Here is a 14,456-nt window from a genome sequence, read left to right as displayed (position 1 = left end):
TCAGTCCCGCTTCCCGTACCGGCGCTCGAAGCGCTCCACGCGGCCGGCCGTGTCCAGGACGCGGGCGGTGCCGGTGTAGAAGGGGTGGCTGACGTTCGAGATCTCGACGTCGATCACCGGGTAGGTCCGGCCGTCCTCCCACTCGATGGTCTTCTCGCTCGTCATCGTCGAGCGGGTGAGGAAGGCGTGCCGCGCGGCCCGGTCGCGGAAGACGACAGGGCCGTAGGGCGGGTGGATGTTCTCGCGCATGTCGGTCAGCGCTCCTCTCGGAAGTCGACGTGGCGGCCGGCGACCGGGTCGTACTTGCGCAGGGTCAGGCGGTCGGGGTCGTTGCGGCGGTTCTTGCGGGTCACGTAGGTGTAGCCGGTGCCGGCGGTGGACCGGAGCTTGATGACCGGGCGGAGTTCGTTGCGAGCCATGCTGATACCTTACTGAAAATGACTTCCATTAGCATCATCGGCTTCGGTCGATCCCGCGACCATCGAGGAGAGGTACGTCACCCGTGTCCGCCCACTGCATGCTGACCGGCGCCCGGCCCGGCTTCGGCAACCGCATCTCCCACTCCCACCGGCGCACCTCGCGCCGCTTCGACCCGAACATCCAGTCCAAGCGCTACTGGCTGCCCGGCGAGGGCCGTTACGTACGGCTGCGGCTGAGCGCCAAGGCCATCAAGACCGTCGACGCGATCGGCGTCGAGGCGGCCGTGGCCCGCATCCGTGCCCGAGGGGTGCGGATCTGATGGCCAAGAAGAGCAAGATCGCGAAGAACGAGCGGCGCCGCGAGACCGTCGCGCGGTACGCGGCACGACGGGCCGAGCTGAAGGAGATCATCCGGCGGCCCGGCTCGACCGAGGCCGAACGCCTCGCCGCCCAGCGGGAGTTGCGCGCCCAGCCGCGTGACGCCAGCGCCACCCGGGTGCGCAACCGCGACCAGGTCGACGGGCGCCCCCGCGGCTACTTCCGCGCGTTCGGACTGTCCCGGGTGAACCTGCGCGGGCAGGCTCACAGCGGATACCTACCCGGCGTCCGCAAATCCTCCTGGTAGCCCCTGGTAGCTTGCTGCGGTCGTCCGGCCAAGGCCGACCGGACGACCGTCCGGCTACAGCTTGGGAGCTACCAGTGACTACGGCGATTCCGACGGTGTCGACGGTACGGATCGCGGCGACCGCCGCCGGTCTGGCGGGCGCACTCGTCCTGACCGCGTGCAGCGGCGACTCCAAGGACGACTCCTCGGCCACGCCGAGCGCGTCCGCGACCTCGGCCCCGGCCACGACCTCCGGGGGTGCCACCGGCAGCAGCCCGTCGGCCGCCGCCGACGAGTTGCAGGGCAGCTGGCTCGCCACCACCGACGGCAAGGCGGTGGCGCTGGTGGTCACCGGCAAGCAGGCCGCCCTGTTCACCACCGGCGGGAGCGTCTGCAGCGGGACCGCGGGCGAGGAGGCGGGCATGCGGATGATCCACCTCAAGTGCACGGACAAGAGCACGGCCCGAGCGACCGGAATGGTCGACTCCGTCAGCGGGTCGGGCCTCTCGGTCACCTGGTCGGGCAGTCTCGGTAAGGAGACGTACACCAAGGCGGAGGGCGGAAAACTCCCGTCGGGCCTGCCCACGGCGGGCCTCGGGTCGTAGGCCCTGTCCGCGAGGCCCGGTCCGCGAGGCCCCGCCCGCCTCACGACACCCGGCGGGCCCGCCCTCCGGGCGAACGACGGGAATTGCGGACACGGCCTGGGGCGCGCCCGGCGGTTCCCGCCAGCCCGGCAATTCCCGCCAGCCCGGCGATCCCCGCCCGCCGGGCGGCGCCAAGGCGCTCCCCCACTACTTGAAGGGCGCGGAAGACACCCTCGTTCGCCGCAGCGGGCGAGGACCCGTCGTCACCCGGCCGCCCGCCGCGCGGCGACGGGAAATGCCGACCGGGAATGTCGGACCGGAGAAGTCGGACCCGCCCCCGCGCGGTCCGGTCGTGGCGGCGGAGGGGTGGCGGGTGCGGGATGATCCCCTCATGCGCACCATTTCCCTCGCCGTCACCGCCGTCGCGTCGGCCCTGCTCCTGACCGCGTGCGGCGGCAGTGGCTCGTCCTCGTCCTCCGACGGCAAGAACGGCTCGGCCTGCTCCTTCGACGGAGTCGCCGTCCAGGTCGGTCCCGCCAGCACCGCCCCGTCCGCCGGCGACACGGGCGAGGTGCCCGTCTCGCTCACCAACCAGAGCAAGCCGTGCACCCTGGACGGCTTCGCCGGCGCCACCCTGGAGGGTGGCGGCACCAAGGTCGCCCTCTCCACCCAGAAGGGCGCGAAGGCCCAGAAGCTGAAGCTCGCCAAGGGCGACGCGGCGTCCTTCACCGTCACCTACGTCCGCGGCAAGGCGGGCGACAAGCTGAGCCTGGCCGCCACCAAGCTGGTCGTCACCCTGCCCGGCAGCAGCGACAGCGCGAGCTACAAGTGGTCCTACGGCCCCGTCCAGGGCAAGGGTTCCGCGAGCGACTCGGAGGCCTCGGTCAGCGCCTTCACCCAGGCCGGCGACTGACGGCCGCCCCCGTCAGTCCAGCCGCGGCCGGGCCCCGACCCGGGCCCGGTCCGCCGCCTGTGCGCCCTGCGTCCAGCCCGCCTCGTCGCCGACCCCGCGCAGCCGGGTCGTGGTCGTCTCCGGGAACATCGCGTCGACGCGGTCGGTGACCGCGACCTCGCGGGTCGCGAGGACCGGCAGCAGATCGTCGGTCACCTGCGTCCCGGCGGCCTCGGCCAGCCGGGTCCCGATCCGGTGGGCGTAGGCCGCGAGGAACGACTGCCGGAAGGACTTCGTGCGGCGCCGCCCGCCCGCGCGCTGGGCCGCCTCCGCCTTCGTCATCGCGGTGGTGGCCTGCACCAGCAGCGAGGTGTACAGCAGCTCGACCACCTCCAGATCGCCCTCGAAGCCGACGACGGTCGAGAACCCGAAGGCCTCGTTCCACACGGCCCGGCAGTGGTTCGCCCCGGCGACCGCGTCCAGCAGCACCGCCTTCGCCTGCTCGTACGGCGCCTCGACCCCGATCCGGCACGCGCCGGGCGCGTCCTTCGCGGGCGCCTGGGCGTCGAGCAGCGCCTCGTCGATGCTGTGCCGCGCCATCAGCTCCTGCGCCTTGGCGCTCAGCGCCTCCGCCTCCTCCGGGAACCCGGTCGCCTCCGCCTTGGCGAGCAGCGCGCGGATCCGGGTGAGCATGCGGGACGCGGGCCGCTCGGCGTCGCGCCGCCGTCCCGGCTCGTCCAGGGGTTCGAGGCCGGGCAGCCGCAGCAGCAGCCGGTACAGCTCCAGCACGGCGGTGGCGTACGTGAAACGGTCGGCGCGGGCGGCCGGCGCGGCGGCCAGTCCGTCCAGCTGCGCGGACCAGCGCGGGCCGCGCGCCCGGTCGTCGGGTGCCTGCGCCCGGATCAGTTCGGACACCAGTCGTACGTGTACGTCGTCCAGCTCCCGCCGCACCAGCCGTACGACATCCGCCGGCTGCCACCCGCGCCGCCAGGCCGCCGCCACGAACTCCCGCCCGCGCCGGTCGAGTTCGGCGTCGGCCGCGGGGTCGGCGGCGAGGATCGAGGCGCCCGTGTCGAGGGCGTCGTGGGTGTCGGTGTAGAGCGCCGCCTCGAAGGCGCGCTCGACGGTGCCGGTCGTGCTGCTCACCCGTCGATCGTGTCATGGCGCGGCGGGGAGGGGGGACCCGGAAGCGCTACGGCACTTCTTGGTGGGGCGTCCGGTCCGTCCACACCCTGTGGACAACCAACTCCGCACCGATTCACGGGTGTTGGGGGCGTCGCGCGCGGACGGCGGTGAACGGCGGGACACCGTCGCGCCACCTTCCCGCTGTCAACCGGGGGTTGACGCCCACGCACTGTCAACCTACGGTTGACACATGACGACCGACCCGAACGTCACCTCATCCGTACGTCTCGACGACCTCATCGCGGCCATCAAGAAGGTCCACCCCGCGCCGCTCGACCAGCTCCAGGACGCGGTGATCGCCGCCGACCACCTGGGAGACGTGGCCGACCACCTGATCGGACACTTCGTGGACCAGGCCCGGCGTTCCGGCGCCTCCTGGACCGACATCGGCAGGAGCATGGGCGTCACCCGGCAGGCCGCGCAGAAGCGGTTCGTCGCCAAGGAGTCCGCCGACCTCGACCTGAGCCAGGGGTTCAGCCGGTACACCGTCCGGGCCCGCAACGTGGTGATGGCCGCCCACGAAACGGCCAAGGGAGCCGGCAACACCGAAGGACTCCCCGCACACCTCGTCCTCGGCCTGCTCGCCGAACCCGAGGCCCTCGCCGCCAAGGCGATCGTCGCGCAGGGCGTCCCCCTCGGCGCGGTCCGCGAGGCGGCCACCGCGGCGCTCCCGGCCGCGTCCGACGATGCCCCCGAACTCGTGCCGTACGGCCCCGACGCCAAGAAGGTCCTCGAACTCACCTTCCGCGAGGCCCTGCGCCTCGGCCACAACTACATCGGCACCGAACACATCCTGCTCGCTCTCCTGGAGCACGAGAACGGCGAGGGCCTGCTCAACGGCCTGGGCATCGACAAGCCCACGTCCGAACGGCACATCGCCGAACTGCTGAACCGGCTCCAGGGCTGACGTACCGCTCGTGGCGCTCGTACCGCTCCGCGCCACCCGGGTCAGAACCGGCTGGTGTCGAGGTCGAAGCCGAGCGGCTCCGGCAGCGCCACGGTCTTGGAGATCTCGATCTCGGCGGCCCGCGTGTAGCGGCCCTCGGACGGCTCGCTGTAGACGATGACCGTCCCGGCCTCGCGGTCGATCAGCAGGTAGCAGGGGATGCCCGCACGGGCGTAGCCGCGGAGTTTGGGCCCGCGGTCGTTGACGGCCGTGGACTCGGAGGTCACCTCGCCGACGAGGACGACCGGCGCGGGATCGTGGTAGCGCCGGTCGTCGGCGAAACTGCCCTCCGGGGCGGCAGCGTCGAACGCCTCGAAGGCGGCCTCCACCGACGCGTCCACGCGCCTCTCCTCCGTCGGGATCGGATGAGGACTCGGTCGACGCTCAGGGGCGGTCAGTGCCACGGCGGACCTCCTTCGTACGGAGCGACCCTGTCAGCGTAGGCGAGAGGGCCGTCCACGATCGCGCGATACGTCACTCGTACGAGTGTGCGCGTGACGCTTCTTCGCTCGGGGACACCGGACGCGCGAACCGGTCCGCGCAGGTCGGGGCCACTGTCAGACCCGCGTGCCACACTCGCGAACATGACCGATCGCTGGGCACTGGCCCCGGCCGAGGGCGGTGGTGTCGAGGTCGCCGCCCTCGGTCCGGACGGGCTGCCCGGCCCGGGGGCCGTGCGCTGGGAGCCGGACCTCGTCGGGGCCGTGCGCGGCCGGCCCGACGTGACCCGATGGGTGTGGCGGTCCACCGCCGAGGTGTATCCCGCGCTGCTCGCCGCGGGGGTGCGGGTGGAGCGGTGCTACGACGTGGAGGACGCCGAGACCCTGCTGCTCGGGTACGAGGGGCGGCACGGCGAGCCGCGGTCGGCCGCCGCCGCGCTGGCCCGGCTGCGCGGCGGACCCGTACCGCCCGATCCGCCGCAGCGGGCCGCCGAACCCGGCTCGCAGTCCTCGCTCTTCGAACCGCGCAGCGTCCGTCTCCCCCTCACCGACCTCCTCGCCGTGTACGCCGAGCAGCAGCGGCGGCACGACGGCACCGCGCACCCCGACCGGATGCGGCTGCTCACCGCCTCCGAGTCGGCGGGCATGCTGGTCGCCGCCGAGATGAACCGGGCGGGCCTGCCGTGGAGCGCCGACGTGCACCGCGAACTGCTGCACGAGCTGCTGGGCGAGCGGTACGCGGGCGGGGGCGAGCCGCGGCGGCTCGCCGAGCTGGCGGACGAGGTGTCGGCCGCGTTCGGGAGACGGGTGCGGCCGGACCTGCCCGCCGACGTCGTCAAGGCCTTCGGGCAGGCCGGGATCAAGGTCAGGTCGACCCGGCGCTGGGAGATCCAGTCCCTGGACCATCCGGCGGTGAAGCCGCTGCTGGAGTACAAGAGGCTGTACCGGATCTGGGTCGCGCACGGCTGGTCCTGGTTGCAGGACTGGGTGCGGGAGGGACGGTTCCGGCCCGAGTTCCTGGCCGGCGGGACCGTCACCGGGCGCTGGGTCACCAACGGCGGGGGCGGCCTCCAGATCCCCAAGGTCATCCGCCGGGCGGTGGTCGCCGACCCGGGCTGGCGGCTCGTCGTCGCCGACGCCGACCAGATGGAGCCCCGGGTGCTCGCCGCGATCTCCCGCGACCCCGGGCTGATGGAGGTGGCCGGCCGCCCCACCGACCTCTACCAGTCCGTCTCCGACCGCGCCTTCTCCGGCGACCGCGACCAGGCCAAGATCGCGGTGCTCGGCGCGGTCTACGGCCAGACCTCCGGCGACGGCCTCAAGAACCTCGCCGCGCTGCGCCGCCGGTTCCCCAAGGCGGTCGCCTACGTCGACGAGGCCGCGCGGGCCGGCGAGGAGGGGCGGCTCGTACGGACCTGGCTGGGCCGGACCTGCCCGCCGGTGGCCGGCGGCGAGGACGCGGCGGAGGAGGCGGGCATCCCGCAGGACGAACCCGCGGCCACCCCCGCCGACCAGGGCTGGGTGCCGGGCTACGCCTCCACCAACTCCCGCGCCCGGGGCCGCTTCGCCCGCAACTTCGTCGTCCAGGGCAGCGCCGCCGACTGGGCACTGCTGATGCTCGCCGCGCTCCGCCGGTCCTGCGCGGGGCTCGCGGCCGAACTGGTCTTCTTCCAGCACGACGAGGTGATCGTGCACTGCCCGAAGGAGGAGGCCGAGACCGTGACGGCCGCGATACGGGAGGCGGCCGACCTCGCCGGACGGCTGACCTTCGGGGAGACACCGGTCCGCTTCCCGTTCACCGTCGCGGTCGTGGAGTGCTACGCGGACGCCAAGTGAAGGACCACCACCACGGCCGCGGTCAACGCGCGTCACCCTGCGACAACAACTCGCCCAGCTCCGCCACGACCGCCTTCTCGTCCGTCCCGTCGAGCGCGGCCAGCGCCGCCCGCCACTCCTCGTACGCCTCCTCGGCGCGGCCCTGTTCCCGCAGCAACAGGCCGAGTTGGTGCCGGGCGAGGCCGCCCATGTAGCGGTCGGCGCGGGCGTCGGCGCGGCGCAGCAGTTCCCCGCACTCGACACGGGCGACCTCGGTACGGCCGAGCAGCCGCAGCGCCCGGACCAGCCCGAGCCGGGTCTGCGACTCGCCGTGCCAGTCGCCGAGGTCGCCGAGGACACGCAGGCTCTCCTCGAAGTGCGGCAGGGCGGCGGCCGGTTCACCGAGGGCGAGGTGGGCGTAGCCGATGTTGCAGTGCGCGGAGTGCCGCACGATCACCGCGCCGATCCGCACACCGATGGCCAGCGAACGCCGGTGCTGCTCGATGGCGGCGCGCGGGTCGGTGTGCTCGTACAGGTTGCCGAGATGGCTGTAGGTCACGGCCTCGCCGTACGGGTCGTCCAACTGCCGTGAGTACGCGAGGCTCTGGCGCAGCGCCACCCCCGACTCGGCGTGCCGGCCCAGGCCTTCGAGCAGGAGCCCGCGGTTGTTGAGGCACCGCCGGATCCAGGAGGTCGCGTCGAGCCGCCACCAGATCGCCAGCGCACGGTCGTTGAGGTCCAGCGCCTCGCTGTGCCGCCCGGTGAGGAAGTGCAGCCCGGCGAGATCCCCCAGCGCGTACGCCTCCGCCGCCGCGTCCCCGAGCCGCCGCGCCGCGTCCAGCCCGACCCGCCCGAGCACCTCCATCTCGGCGACCCTCCCGCCCCGCAGCGCATACGGAAAGAGCAGCCGGACGAGGGTCGAGACACGAGCGGTCCGACACCGGTCGGGACTGGCGCCGCAGCGCCTGACGAGCGCCACGACGTTCTCGATCTCCAAGTCCCCCCAGGCGAAAGCCGCTTGAGAGTCCGGGAAGGGAACGACGGCCTCCACCGCCACCGCGTGCTCCGGCGGCTGAGCAGCGGTCGGCCGCCGCCGGTCCTCCAGATCGAGCCCCGGTTCGACGATCGCGGCGAGCGCGCGTTCGGCGACGGCGGCGTACCAGGAGAGGGCAAGGTCAAGATCCAGGTCTCGGTCTCGGTCTCGGTCTGGATCGCCGAGGTCACCCTGCCCTTCCGACTCCCCCTCCTTTCGTGCCAGTTCGCGGGCGAAGTCGCGGATCAGGTCGTGCGGGGCGTAGCGGCCGTACGCGGTCTCCTCCAGGAGGGCCACGTCGACCAGGCGGTCGAGGGCGGCCTCGGTGCGGTGTGCGTCGGTGGCGGAGAGGCGGGCGAGCAGCGGGGCGCCGTAGGTCGGGAGGTCCAGGGCGCCGATGTGGCGCAGGGCGCGGGCCGCGTCGCGGTCGGTCTCACGGCTGGAGGCGGCGAGGGCGTCGTGGGCCACCGCCAGGGAGCGGCGGACGCTGAGGTCGTCGTACTCCAAGTGGGGCAATCGGCTTTCGGTGGCGGCCAGTTGACCGGCCAGGACGCCCGGGGTGAGCGCCTTGCGGGCGGCCAGGCGGGCGGCGACCACGCGCAGCGCGAGCGGGAGGCGGCCGGTGAGTTCCACGAGGGGGTGGGCCGCGTCGAGACCGTCCCGTCCCGACACCGCGCGCAGCAGTGCCGCGCTGTCCTCCCCGGACAGCGGCGCGAGCGGGAAGCGGCGGGCGCCGTCGAGGGCGGTCAGCGGGGAGCGGCTGGTGACGATGACCGCGCAACCGCTGCCCGCCGGCAGCAACGGCCGTATCTGGGCGGCGTTCGCGGCGTCGTCCAACAGCATCAGCGTGCGGGTGGGGGCCAGCAGGGAGCGGAGCAACGCGGCTGCGGCGTCCGGGTGTTCGGGGATGTGCCGGGGCTCGGCGCCGAGGTCGCGCAGCAGCGCGTGGAGGGCCTGCCCGGCGGTGAGGGGGGTCATGCCCGGGGTGGCGCCGTGCAGGTTCACGTACAACTGCCCGTCCGGGAAGTGCTCCCGCAGCGCGTGGGCGGTGTGCAGCGCGAGGGCGCTCTTGCCCACGCCGGCCATGCCGCTGATGACGACCAGGGGGTGCGGGCCGACCACCGCGGAAGGGCCCGTGGAAGGGCCGCGCGCGAGGGTGCCGCGCAGGGCTTCGAGGGTGTCCTCGCGGCCGGTGAAGTGGGCGGGAGGGGGCGGGAGTTGGGCGGGGCGGGGTGGGGACGGTGGCGGTGGCGAATGGGGGGACTGGGGTGGCCGGGGTGTACGGGACGAGAGGAGCGCGTGGGGTGACGGAGGTGAATGGGAAGCGGGTGCGGCGGTCGTGCCGGATGTGGCAGGTGTGGCAGATGTGGTGGCGGAGGTGTCCGGCCGGTCGGCCGCGGCGGGGCGTCCGCCGGTCGTGACCGGGTCTCCGTCAGTCGTGACGGGGCCTCCGCCGGTCGCGGCAGGGTCTCCGTCAGTCGTGGCGGGGTGCCCACCGGCCTCGGACGGACCTCCGGCGACACCGACAGGGTTTCCGCCGCCCCGTACGGGACCTGCGTCGGCCCGTACGGAGCCTCCGCCGGCCCGTACGGGACCTCCGCCGACTCGTACGGGACCTTCGCCGGCCCGGATGGGGCCGGGGTCCCGGTCCTCCCGGGTCTCGGCGACTACCCGCAGTACCTCCACATGCGCCTGCCGTACCGTCGGTCCCGGCTCGATGCCGAGTTCCTCGATCAGGCGGTTGCGCAGGTCGCGGTGGACGGCCAGGGCCTCGGGCTGGCGGCCGGTGCGGTGGAGGGCGAGCATCAACTGGCGGTGGTAGCCCTCCCGGAGGGGATGGTCGGCGACCAGCGCGGCCAACTCCGGGACGATCGCGCCGAGTCGGGCACCGCCCAGGGCCAGCTCCGCGTCGTAGCGCCATTCGAGGGCGAGGAGGCGGGCCTCGGTGAGGCGTTGGGCGAAGGCGTAGCCGCCGAGGTCGGCGGGCAGGCCGCTGAGCGGGGTGCCGCGCCACAGCGCGAGGGCCGCCGTGCCGGCGCGGACGGTCCGGGGCCAGTCCCGGTCGGCGTGGGCCGCGCGGGCCGCGGCGACGTGGGACTCGAAGACGTGGACGTCCAACTCGCCCTCTTCGACGCGGAGTCGGTAGCCCGGCGGGATCGCGCGCAGCCGGTCCGGGTGGTCGAGCAGGCGGCGCAGCCGGGTCACGTGGTTGTGCAGGGAGGCGTGCGCGGAGGCCGGTGGCGAGCCGCCCCACAGGGCGTCCTTGAGCGCGTCGACGGAGACGACCCGGCCCGGTTCGAGGAGCAGCGCGGCGAGCAGGACGCGCACCTTGGTGCCGCCGATGGTGCGCACGAGGTCGCCGTCGGGGCCGTAGAGGACAGTCGTGCCCAGCAGTCCGAACCGCAGCTCGCACCGCATCACGCCGACCCGTCGCCCTTCCGCACGGCCCTGGCGGCCGTGGCTCCGCGGCGGAGTGGTCCGCCGTCCTTGGCGGATTGCCGCCCGGTGTCCGGCGGTTTCCCGCCAGGCTGTCCCGGTCGTCGAGGGCCGGGATCCGCTACCGTACCCGCCCTCTCCCGCTGCCGCGCGGTGACTTCAGGCCATCCGTCCCCGGGGCCTCGGGCGCACCGTTGGCCACATGTTAGCGATTCGTTGGCGCGACCTGATGTGATCACTTCATCGGAGCTGGCCCGACGGTGCGCGCGTGCGACGCGCAGCTCGGGGGAGTGTCGCCGTCGCGGCCGGGTCCGGGGACGCGAGAGGGTCCCGGTCGGCGGAGGTGAACGACCGGGGCCCTCGTCCATCATGTCCGCGGACCACCAACCTGCTCGGACCACAGGTCAGATCACGGGCGGGCGGCCCAGTCGCGTCAGCCGCCACACCGTCCGCCAGCGCATGGGACGCCGCTCCCCGGCCGGTTCGCGCAGCCCCTCCGCGAAGCCGCCGAACCACGCCCGCAGTCCGCCGAGCGAGCGGGTCCGTACGAGGGTGAGCAGCGTCCACACGCCCAGGTGCACCGGGATCAGCGCGAGCGGCAGCCGGCGCCGGACCAGCCAGACCCGGTTGCGGGCGGTGACGCGGTGGTAGATGGCGTGCCGGGCGGGCGAGGTCTTGGGGTGCTGGAGGAGGAGTTCGGGGACGTAGCGGATGTGCCAGCCGGCGTCGGCGGCCCGCCAGGCGAGGTCGGTCTCCTCGTGCGCGAAGAAGAACTCGGCCGGCCAGTCCCCCGTCTCGGCGAGCATCGCCATGTTGAGCGCGTGGCCGCCGCCGAGGAACCCGGTGACGTAGCCGCCCCGCATCGGGTCGCCCGCGCCGACGCGCGGCACATGGCGGCGCTGGGTCTCGCCGTGCTCGTCCGCGATCCGGAACCCGACGATGCCGAGGCGGGGTTCGGCCGCGTACAGGTCGCGGACGCGGCGCAGCACGTCGGCGTCGACGAGGAGTCCGTCGTCGTCGAGTTCGACCACGACGTCCACGTCCCCGAAGTCCCGCAGCCGGGCCAGGCCCACGTTGCGTCCGCCCGGGCAGCCGAGGTTCTCCTCGACGTCGATGGTGGTGACCTCGCCGGGCAGGGAGAGCCGGGCGGCGAACTCGGGGAGCCGGCAGCCGTTCCCGACGATCACGATGCGGGTCGGCGGGAGGTCCTGCTTGGCCACGGATTCGAGGAGCGCGTCGACCTCGGCGGGCCGGTTCCCCATGGTCACCACGGCGACGGCGATCCTCGGTTCCACCACGTCCCTCACTCCATCCGGCCATCCGGCGATGCCCGCGCTCCGACCGCGCAACACTCGCCGTTCACCAAGATGTTGCCTTACGTCGGCGGGTGGCTACGACTCAAGTTCATTTTGCGGGACCTTTGTTGGGGCTTTGCCGGTTTTCCCTCCGCCGCACGAACTTCAGCCCCGACCAGTCCTCGCCCAGCGCGGCGACCTTCACGTCCACCACCCCCAGGGGCAGGAAGAGGTCACGGAGACCGTTCTCGGTGATGTCGCTGACGTGACCTGCGGCCTTGCGCGGCCAGGCGATCCAGAGCATGGCCGTGTCGGCGAGACCGAGGACGAGTTCCGCGGCCTCCGCGTCCAGTTCCTTCCGCTCCTGGTAGAAGGCAACGGTGACGTCCACGTCCCGCGGACCACCGTCGGCGACCTCGCAGCCGTCGGGCAGCCCGGGGATCCCCCACCCCTCGGGCGCGCACCTCAGGCCGACCCGGTGCCCCGGCTTGACGCCGATCTTCCGGGCGAGCGGAGTGGCGGAGTAACCCCCGCCCGCCGCACTGGAGTTACCCATGCCGTGACCTCCGTAACGGGCGGTGCCCGCTGCTGCCGTCGCTGCCGTTGCTTCGCTTCTCTGCTGCTTCGTGCCTGTATACGTGACTTCGGCGCGTGATGTCGTACGAGTCGCTGTCCGGCGTGGTCTTGCGGATGGAGGATGAACGCTTCTTCCGGTCAGCCGGTCGTTCGCTGATCACACACGGCGGTGAATCGACCAGTAATCCTGTAACTGACCGCTACAGGTCACGGTTGTCCCAGGTACTCATCAAGAGATCACCGGAAAGGGACTGCCTTGGTCATGCAGTACGTCAGCCGCCTCACCACGACTCTGGCGACGGCGGGAGCTCTCGTCCTCACCATGTCGACCGGGGCTCAAGCGGGGGCGATCGGATCAACTCCCGTGCGTACCTTCGAATACAGCGTCGGCGGTATGACGATGAAGATTCCGACGGGCTGCGTGTTCACGCACATCATCCGAGGTGGCGGCCGGAAGATCAGCTACCAGAACGCCGGCGTCGACTGCGCATTCGTCGGCGCGTTGAGCAGCGGCTTCTGCAACTGGCGTATCGACTTCACCTATGCCGACACCGACAACCGGACCTACCGCACGTCCCGCGGCGCGACGCACAACGAATGCAAGATCGACCCGATGCGCAACAACTCCCCCCAGACACTGCCTCGTTACGGAAAGGCGTGCGCCCGCCTCTACGTCGGCGGAGCGCGTCGCGTGAGCCAGTGTCACAACATCACGAGGTGAGTTGTTCATGATCGAGCAGAACAAGGACCAACAACCGGAACAGGCCTGGAAAACACGGCGGCGCCGAGCCGGTGTCGCCGCGTTCCTCTCGGGCCTTCTCGCCGCGCTCGCCTTTTTCGCGTTCTTCCCCGGACTGCCGCACGTCATCGACTGGGGAGCGATCCTCGTGTCCCTCGGTGTGGGCGGACTCGCCCAATGGTGCTGCCGGTCCTGGATCGGCAGAACGGCCAAGACGAAGGAAGAAACGGAAGCGAAAGAGAAAGCGGAAGGAGATACGGAAGCCGAGCGCATGTGACCGGCGGTGCGAGCGCGCTCCCCCGTCACCCGACAACCACATTCGCCGCCATGAGATGCAGCACGCTCTTGACCTGGAACGGAGTCAAGCCCGGGTGCTGGGACAGGAGTTGGGCGCAGAGGCCCGTCACGTGGGCCGCCGCGAAGCTGTTGCCGGCGCAGACTCGGGTGGTGCCCCCCGCCCAGGGTGCGAGGACGTTCGTGCCGCGGGCGAAGAACTCCACCGGCGGCCTGGGGTTGTAGAGGATGCGGCGCGGGTCGGGGAGGTCGTGGCTGCCGACCGAGAGGACCGAGGAGAAGCGCCACGGGAAACTCTCGATACGGCGGTTGCTCGCGGCGGCCACCAGCACGGTGCCGCCGAAGTACGCCCGGTCCGCGAGGTCGTGCAGGGCGTCCCGCAGTTCCGTCTTGGTGGTGGACAGGCTGACGTTGACGACGTCGAAGCCCTGCTCGACCGCCCAGCCCAGCCCGGCGAGCAGGGTCTCCCCCGTGCAGGAGGACTCGGCACCCAGCACCCGCAGACTCGTCAGTTCGCACTCGGGCGCCAGTGACCGGACGAGGCCCGCGCACGCGGTGCCGTGGCCGTGCGCGTCGCCGAAGTCGTCCTCGACGACGGCGGGCCGGCCGTCCGGACCGGCGGCCACCGCGTGGGCCGCGGACAGTTCGCCCACCAGGGGATGGTCCGGCTGGACCCCACTGTCCAGGACACAGACACGCACCCCCGCGCCGGTGGCCCCGTCGAGGTCCCGCACCGCCAACGCCGGTGCCGACGCCGACACCTGCGCCTGCGCCTGCGCCTGCGCCTGCGCCGGTACCGATACCGACCACGGCCAGGCCGTACGAAGACTCTCGTCCGCCTCCATGAGATCGGTGGCCCGCCAGGACAGTTCGCCGGTCCGGGGGCGTCGGTACTGCGAGGTCGTCATCTCGTGCGTGCCTCCTGCCGAACGCCTGCCGGGCCGCCCGGCACAGCGGTGTGTGAAGCCGGCCGTGCCGTCTTGTGGACGGCACGGCCGACGGTGATTGCGTTCACCCTGGCTCGGCCGGGGTGTCGGCTACCAGACGAGAACGCCGACGGCCACGTCCTCCTGGTGGGCGGTGACCTCGCCCTCCAGACGGTCCTTGAGGGAGTTGAGGACGGCCACCTCCGCCTCGGACAGGGTCGCGATCGCGCTCAGCTGCGCCTCGGTCGCGTGCCCGAGGTCGTGGCCCTTCG

17 protein-coding genes are annotated in these 14,456 nt (G+C 72.6%); 8 read left to right on the top strand and 9 right to left on the bottom strand.

All coding sequences use genetic code 11. The features are described from left to right. Together ACIQPR_RS44460 and rpmG are read right to left on the bottom strand one after the other, a co-directional pair. Positions 1-249, bottom strand: a complete 249-nt coding sequence (locus ACIQPR_RS44460; RefSeq protein WP_403661833.1) for a type B 50S ribosomal protein L31 — start codon at positions 247-249, stop codon at positions 1-3. A 5-nt stretch (positions 250-254) separates the two neighbouring features. Continuing rightward, entirely contained in the window at positions 255-419 is a 165-nt protein-coding gene (gene rpmG / locus ACIQPR_RS44455) for a 50S ribosomal protein L33 (protein WP_030361075.1), read from the bottom strand. A gap of 83 nt (positions 420-502) precedes the next feature. On the opposite strand from rpmG, the gene rpmB reads away from it, so the two are divergent. The 4 genes from rpmB (at position 503) to ACIQPR_RS44435 (ending at position 2,520) form a co-directional block, all read left to right on the top strand. Next, positions 503-739: a 50S ribosomal protein L28 gene (gene rpmB, locus ACIQPR_RS44450; protein WP_403661829.1), complete on the top strand. Its 237-nt coding sequence runs from the start codon at positions 503-505 to the stop codon at positions 737-739. Further along, on the top strand, positions 739-1,044 hold the full coding sequence (gene rpsN, locus ACIQPR_RS44445; protein ID WP_403661826.1) for a 30S ribosomal protein S14: 306 nt from the start codon (positions 739-741) through the stop codon (positions 1,042-1,044). The genes rpmB and rpsN overlap by 1 nt, the downstream gene beginning before the upstream one ends. Before the next feature lie 74 nt (positions 1,045-1,118). Beyond that, positions 1,119-1,628 carry a hypothetical protein gene (locus tag ACIQPR_RS44440; protein ID WP_403661823.1) on the top strand — a complete coding sequence of 170 codons (510 nt, stop codon included), beginning with the start codon at positions 1,119-1,121 and terminating at the stop codon, positions 1,626-1,628. 370 nt (positions 1,629-1,998) lie between these two features. Beyond that, positions 1,999-2,520 (top strand): DUF4232 domain-containing protein, encoded by a 522-nt coding sequence (locus tag ACIQPR_RS44435; RefSeq protein WP_403661821.1) that lies wholly within the window; start codon positions 1,999-2,001, stop codon positions 2,518-2,520. Between the two features lie 12 nt (positions 2,521-2,532). Here the strand turns inward: ACIQPR_RS44435 and ACIQPR_RS44430 are convergent, their stop codons facing one another. Continuing rightward, complete coding sequence (locus tag ACIQPR_RS44430; RefSeq protein ID WP_403661818.1) at positions 2,533-3,645, bottom strand: DUF2786 domain-containing protein; 1,113 nt, start codon at positions 3,643-3,645, stop codon at positions 2,533-2,535. Between the two features lie 229 nt (positions 3,646-3,874). Here ACIQPR_RS44430 and ACIQPR_RS44425 point away from each other — a divergent pair, with 229 nt between their 5' ends. Beyond that, complete coding sequence (locus ACIQPR_RS44425) at positions 3,875-4,591, top strand: Clp protease N-terminal domain-containing protein (protein ID WP_403661815.1); 717 nt, start codon at positions 3,875-3,877, stop codon at positions 4,589-4,591. 41 nt (positions 4,592-4,632) lie between these two features. On the opposite strand, the gene ACIQPR_RS44420 is transcribed toward ACIQPR_RS44425, so the two are convergent. Next, positions 4,633-4,971 (bottom strand): Uma2 family endonuclease, encoded by a 339-nt coding sequence (locus ACIQPR_RS44420; protein ID WP_403661813.1) that lies wholly within the window; start codon positions 4,969-4,971, stop codon positions 4,633-4,635. A gap of 243 nt (positions 4,972-5,214) precedes the next feature. Between ACIQPR_RS44420 and ACIQPR_RS44415 the strand changes: the two genes are divergently transcribed. Further along, entirely contained in the window at positions 5,215-6,906 is a 1,692-nt protein-coding gene (locus tag ACIQPR_RS44415; protein ID WP_403661811.1) for a bifunctional 3'-5' exonuclease/DNA polymerase, read from the top strand. A gap of 22 nt (positions 6,907-6,928) precedes the next feature. Here the strand turns inward: ACIQPR_RS44415 and ACIQPR_RS44410 are convergent, their stop codons facing one another. From ACIQPR_RS44410 to ACIQPR_RS44400, 3 genes are all read right to left on the bottom strand, one after another. Beyond that, positions 6,929-10,336: a BTAD domain-containing putative transcriptional regulator gene (locus ACIQPR_RS44410; protein WP_403661808.1), complete on the bottom strand. Its 3,408-nt coding sequence runs from the start codon at positions 10,334-10,336 to the stop codon at positions 6,929-6,931. Between the two features lie 422 nt (positions 10,337-10,758). Beyond that, positions 10,759-11,652, bottom strand: a complete 894-nt coding sequence (locus ACIQPR_RS44405) for a glycosyltransferase family 2 protein (protein ID WP_403661806.1) — start codon at positions 11,650-11,652, stop codon at positions 10,759-10,761. A gap of 106 nt (positions 11,653-11,758) precedes the next feature. After that, positions 11,759-12,205 (bottom strand): DUF3052 domain-containing protein, encoded by a 447-nt coding sequence (locus tag ACIQPR_RS44400; RefSeq protein ID WP_403661803.1) that lies wholly within the window; start codon positions 12,203-12,205, stop codon positions 11,759-11,761. Positions 12,206-12,487: 282 nt separating this feature from the next. On the opposite strand from ACIQPR_RS44400, the gene ACIQPR_RS44395 reads away from it, so the two are divergent. Continuing rightward, the gene (locus ACIQPR_RS44395; RefSeq protein WP_403661800.1) at positions 12,488-12,946 is read left to right on the top strand and encodes a hypothetical protein; all 459 of its coding nucleotides are present in this window, start codon (positions 12,488-12,490) and stop codon (positions 12,944-12,946) included. 7 nt (positions 12,947-12,953) lie between these two features. Next, positions 12,954-13,241 (top strand): hypothetical protein, encoded by a 288-nt coding sequence (locus ACIQPR_RS44390; RefSeq protein WP_403661797.1) that lies wholly within the window; start codon positions 12,954-12,956, stop codon positions 13,239-13,241. A gap of 25 nt (positions 13,242-13,266) precedes the next feature. Here the strand turns inward: ACIQPR_RS44390 and ACIQPR_RS44385 are convergent, their stop codons facing one another. After that, positions 13,267-14,166, bottom strand: coding sequence for a S8 family peptidase (locus ACIQPR_RS44385; protein WP_403661794.1), 900 nt, complete (start codon positions 14,164-14,166; stop codon positions 13,267-13,269). A 129-nt stretch (positions 14,167-14,295) separates the two neighbouring features. After that, a partial coding sequence (locus ACIQPR_RS44380) for an aroma-sacti cluster domain-containing protein (protein WP_403662042.1) occupies positions 14,296-14,456 on the bottom strand: 161 nt, incomplete at its 5' end.

The organism is Streptomyces sp. NPDC091280, assembly GCF_044768565.1.
In the GTDB taxonomy this organism is placed as follows: Bacteria; Actinomycetota; Actinomycetes; order Streptomycetales; family Streptomycetaceae; genus Streptomyces.
The sequence above is the reverse complement of the archived record's forward strand: the minus strand, read 5'-3'. Positions and strand labels throughout refer to the sequence as shown.

Coding starts and splice junctions, on each gene's coding strand:
- ACIQPR_RS44385 (WP_403661794.1), bottom strand. CDS start 14,166: ATGACGACCTCGCAGTACCGACGCCCCCGGACCGGCGAACTGTCCTGG.
- ACIQPR_RS44390 (WP_403661797.1), top strand. CDS start 12,954: ATGATCGAGCAGAACAAGGACCAACAACCGGAACAGGCCTGGAAAACA.
- ACIQPR_RS44410 (WP_403661808.1), bottom strand. CDS start 10,336: ATGCGGTGCGAGCTGCGGTTCGGACTGCTGGGCACGACTGTCCTCTAC.
- rpmG (WP_030361075.1), bottom strand. CDS start 419: ATGGCTCGCAACGAACTCCGCCCGGTCATCAAGCTCCGGTCCACCGCC.
- ACIQPR_RS44460 (WP_403661833.1), bottom strand. CDS start 249: ATGCGCGAGAACATCCACCCGCCCTACGGCCCTGTCGTCTTCCGCGAC.
- rpsN (WP_403661826.1), top strand. CDS start 739: ATGGCCAAGAAGAGCAAGATCGCGAAGAACGAGCGGCGCCGCGAGACC.
- ACIQPR_RS44435 (WP_403661821.1), top strand. CDS start 1,999: ATGCGCACCATTTCCCTCGCCGTCACCGCCGTCGCGTCGGCCCTGCTC.
- ACIQPR_RS44415 (WP_403661811.1), top strand. CDS start 5,215: ATGACCGATCGCTGGGCACTGGCCCCGGCCGAGGGCGGTGGTGTCGAG.
- ACIQPR_RS44400 (WP_403661803.1), bottom strand. CDS start 12,205: ATGGGTAACTCCAGTGCGGCGGGCGGGGGTTACTCCGCCACTCCGCTC.
- ACIQPR_RS44395 (WP_403661800.1), top strand. CDS start 12,488: ATGCAGTACGTCAGCCGCCTCACCACGACTCTGGCGACGGCGGGAGCT.
- ACIQPR_RS44425 (WP_403661815.1), top strand. CDS start 3,875: ATGACGACCGACCCGAACGTCACCTCATCCGTACGTCTCGACGACCTC.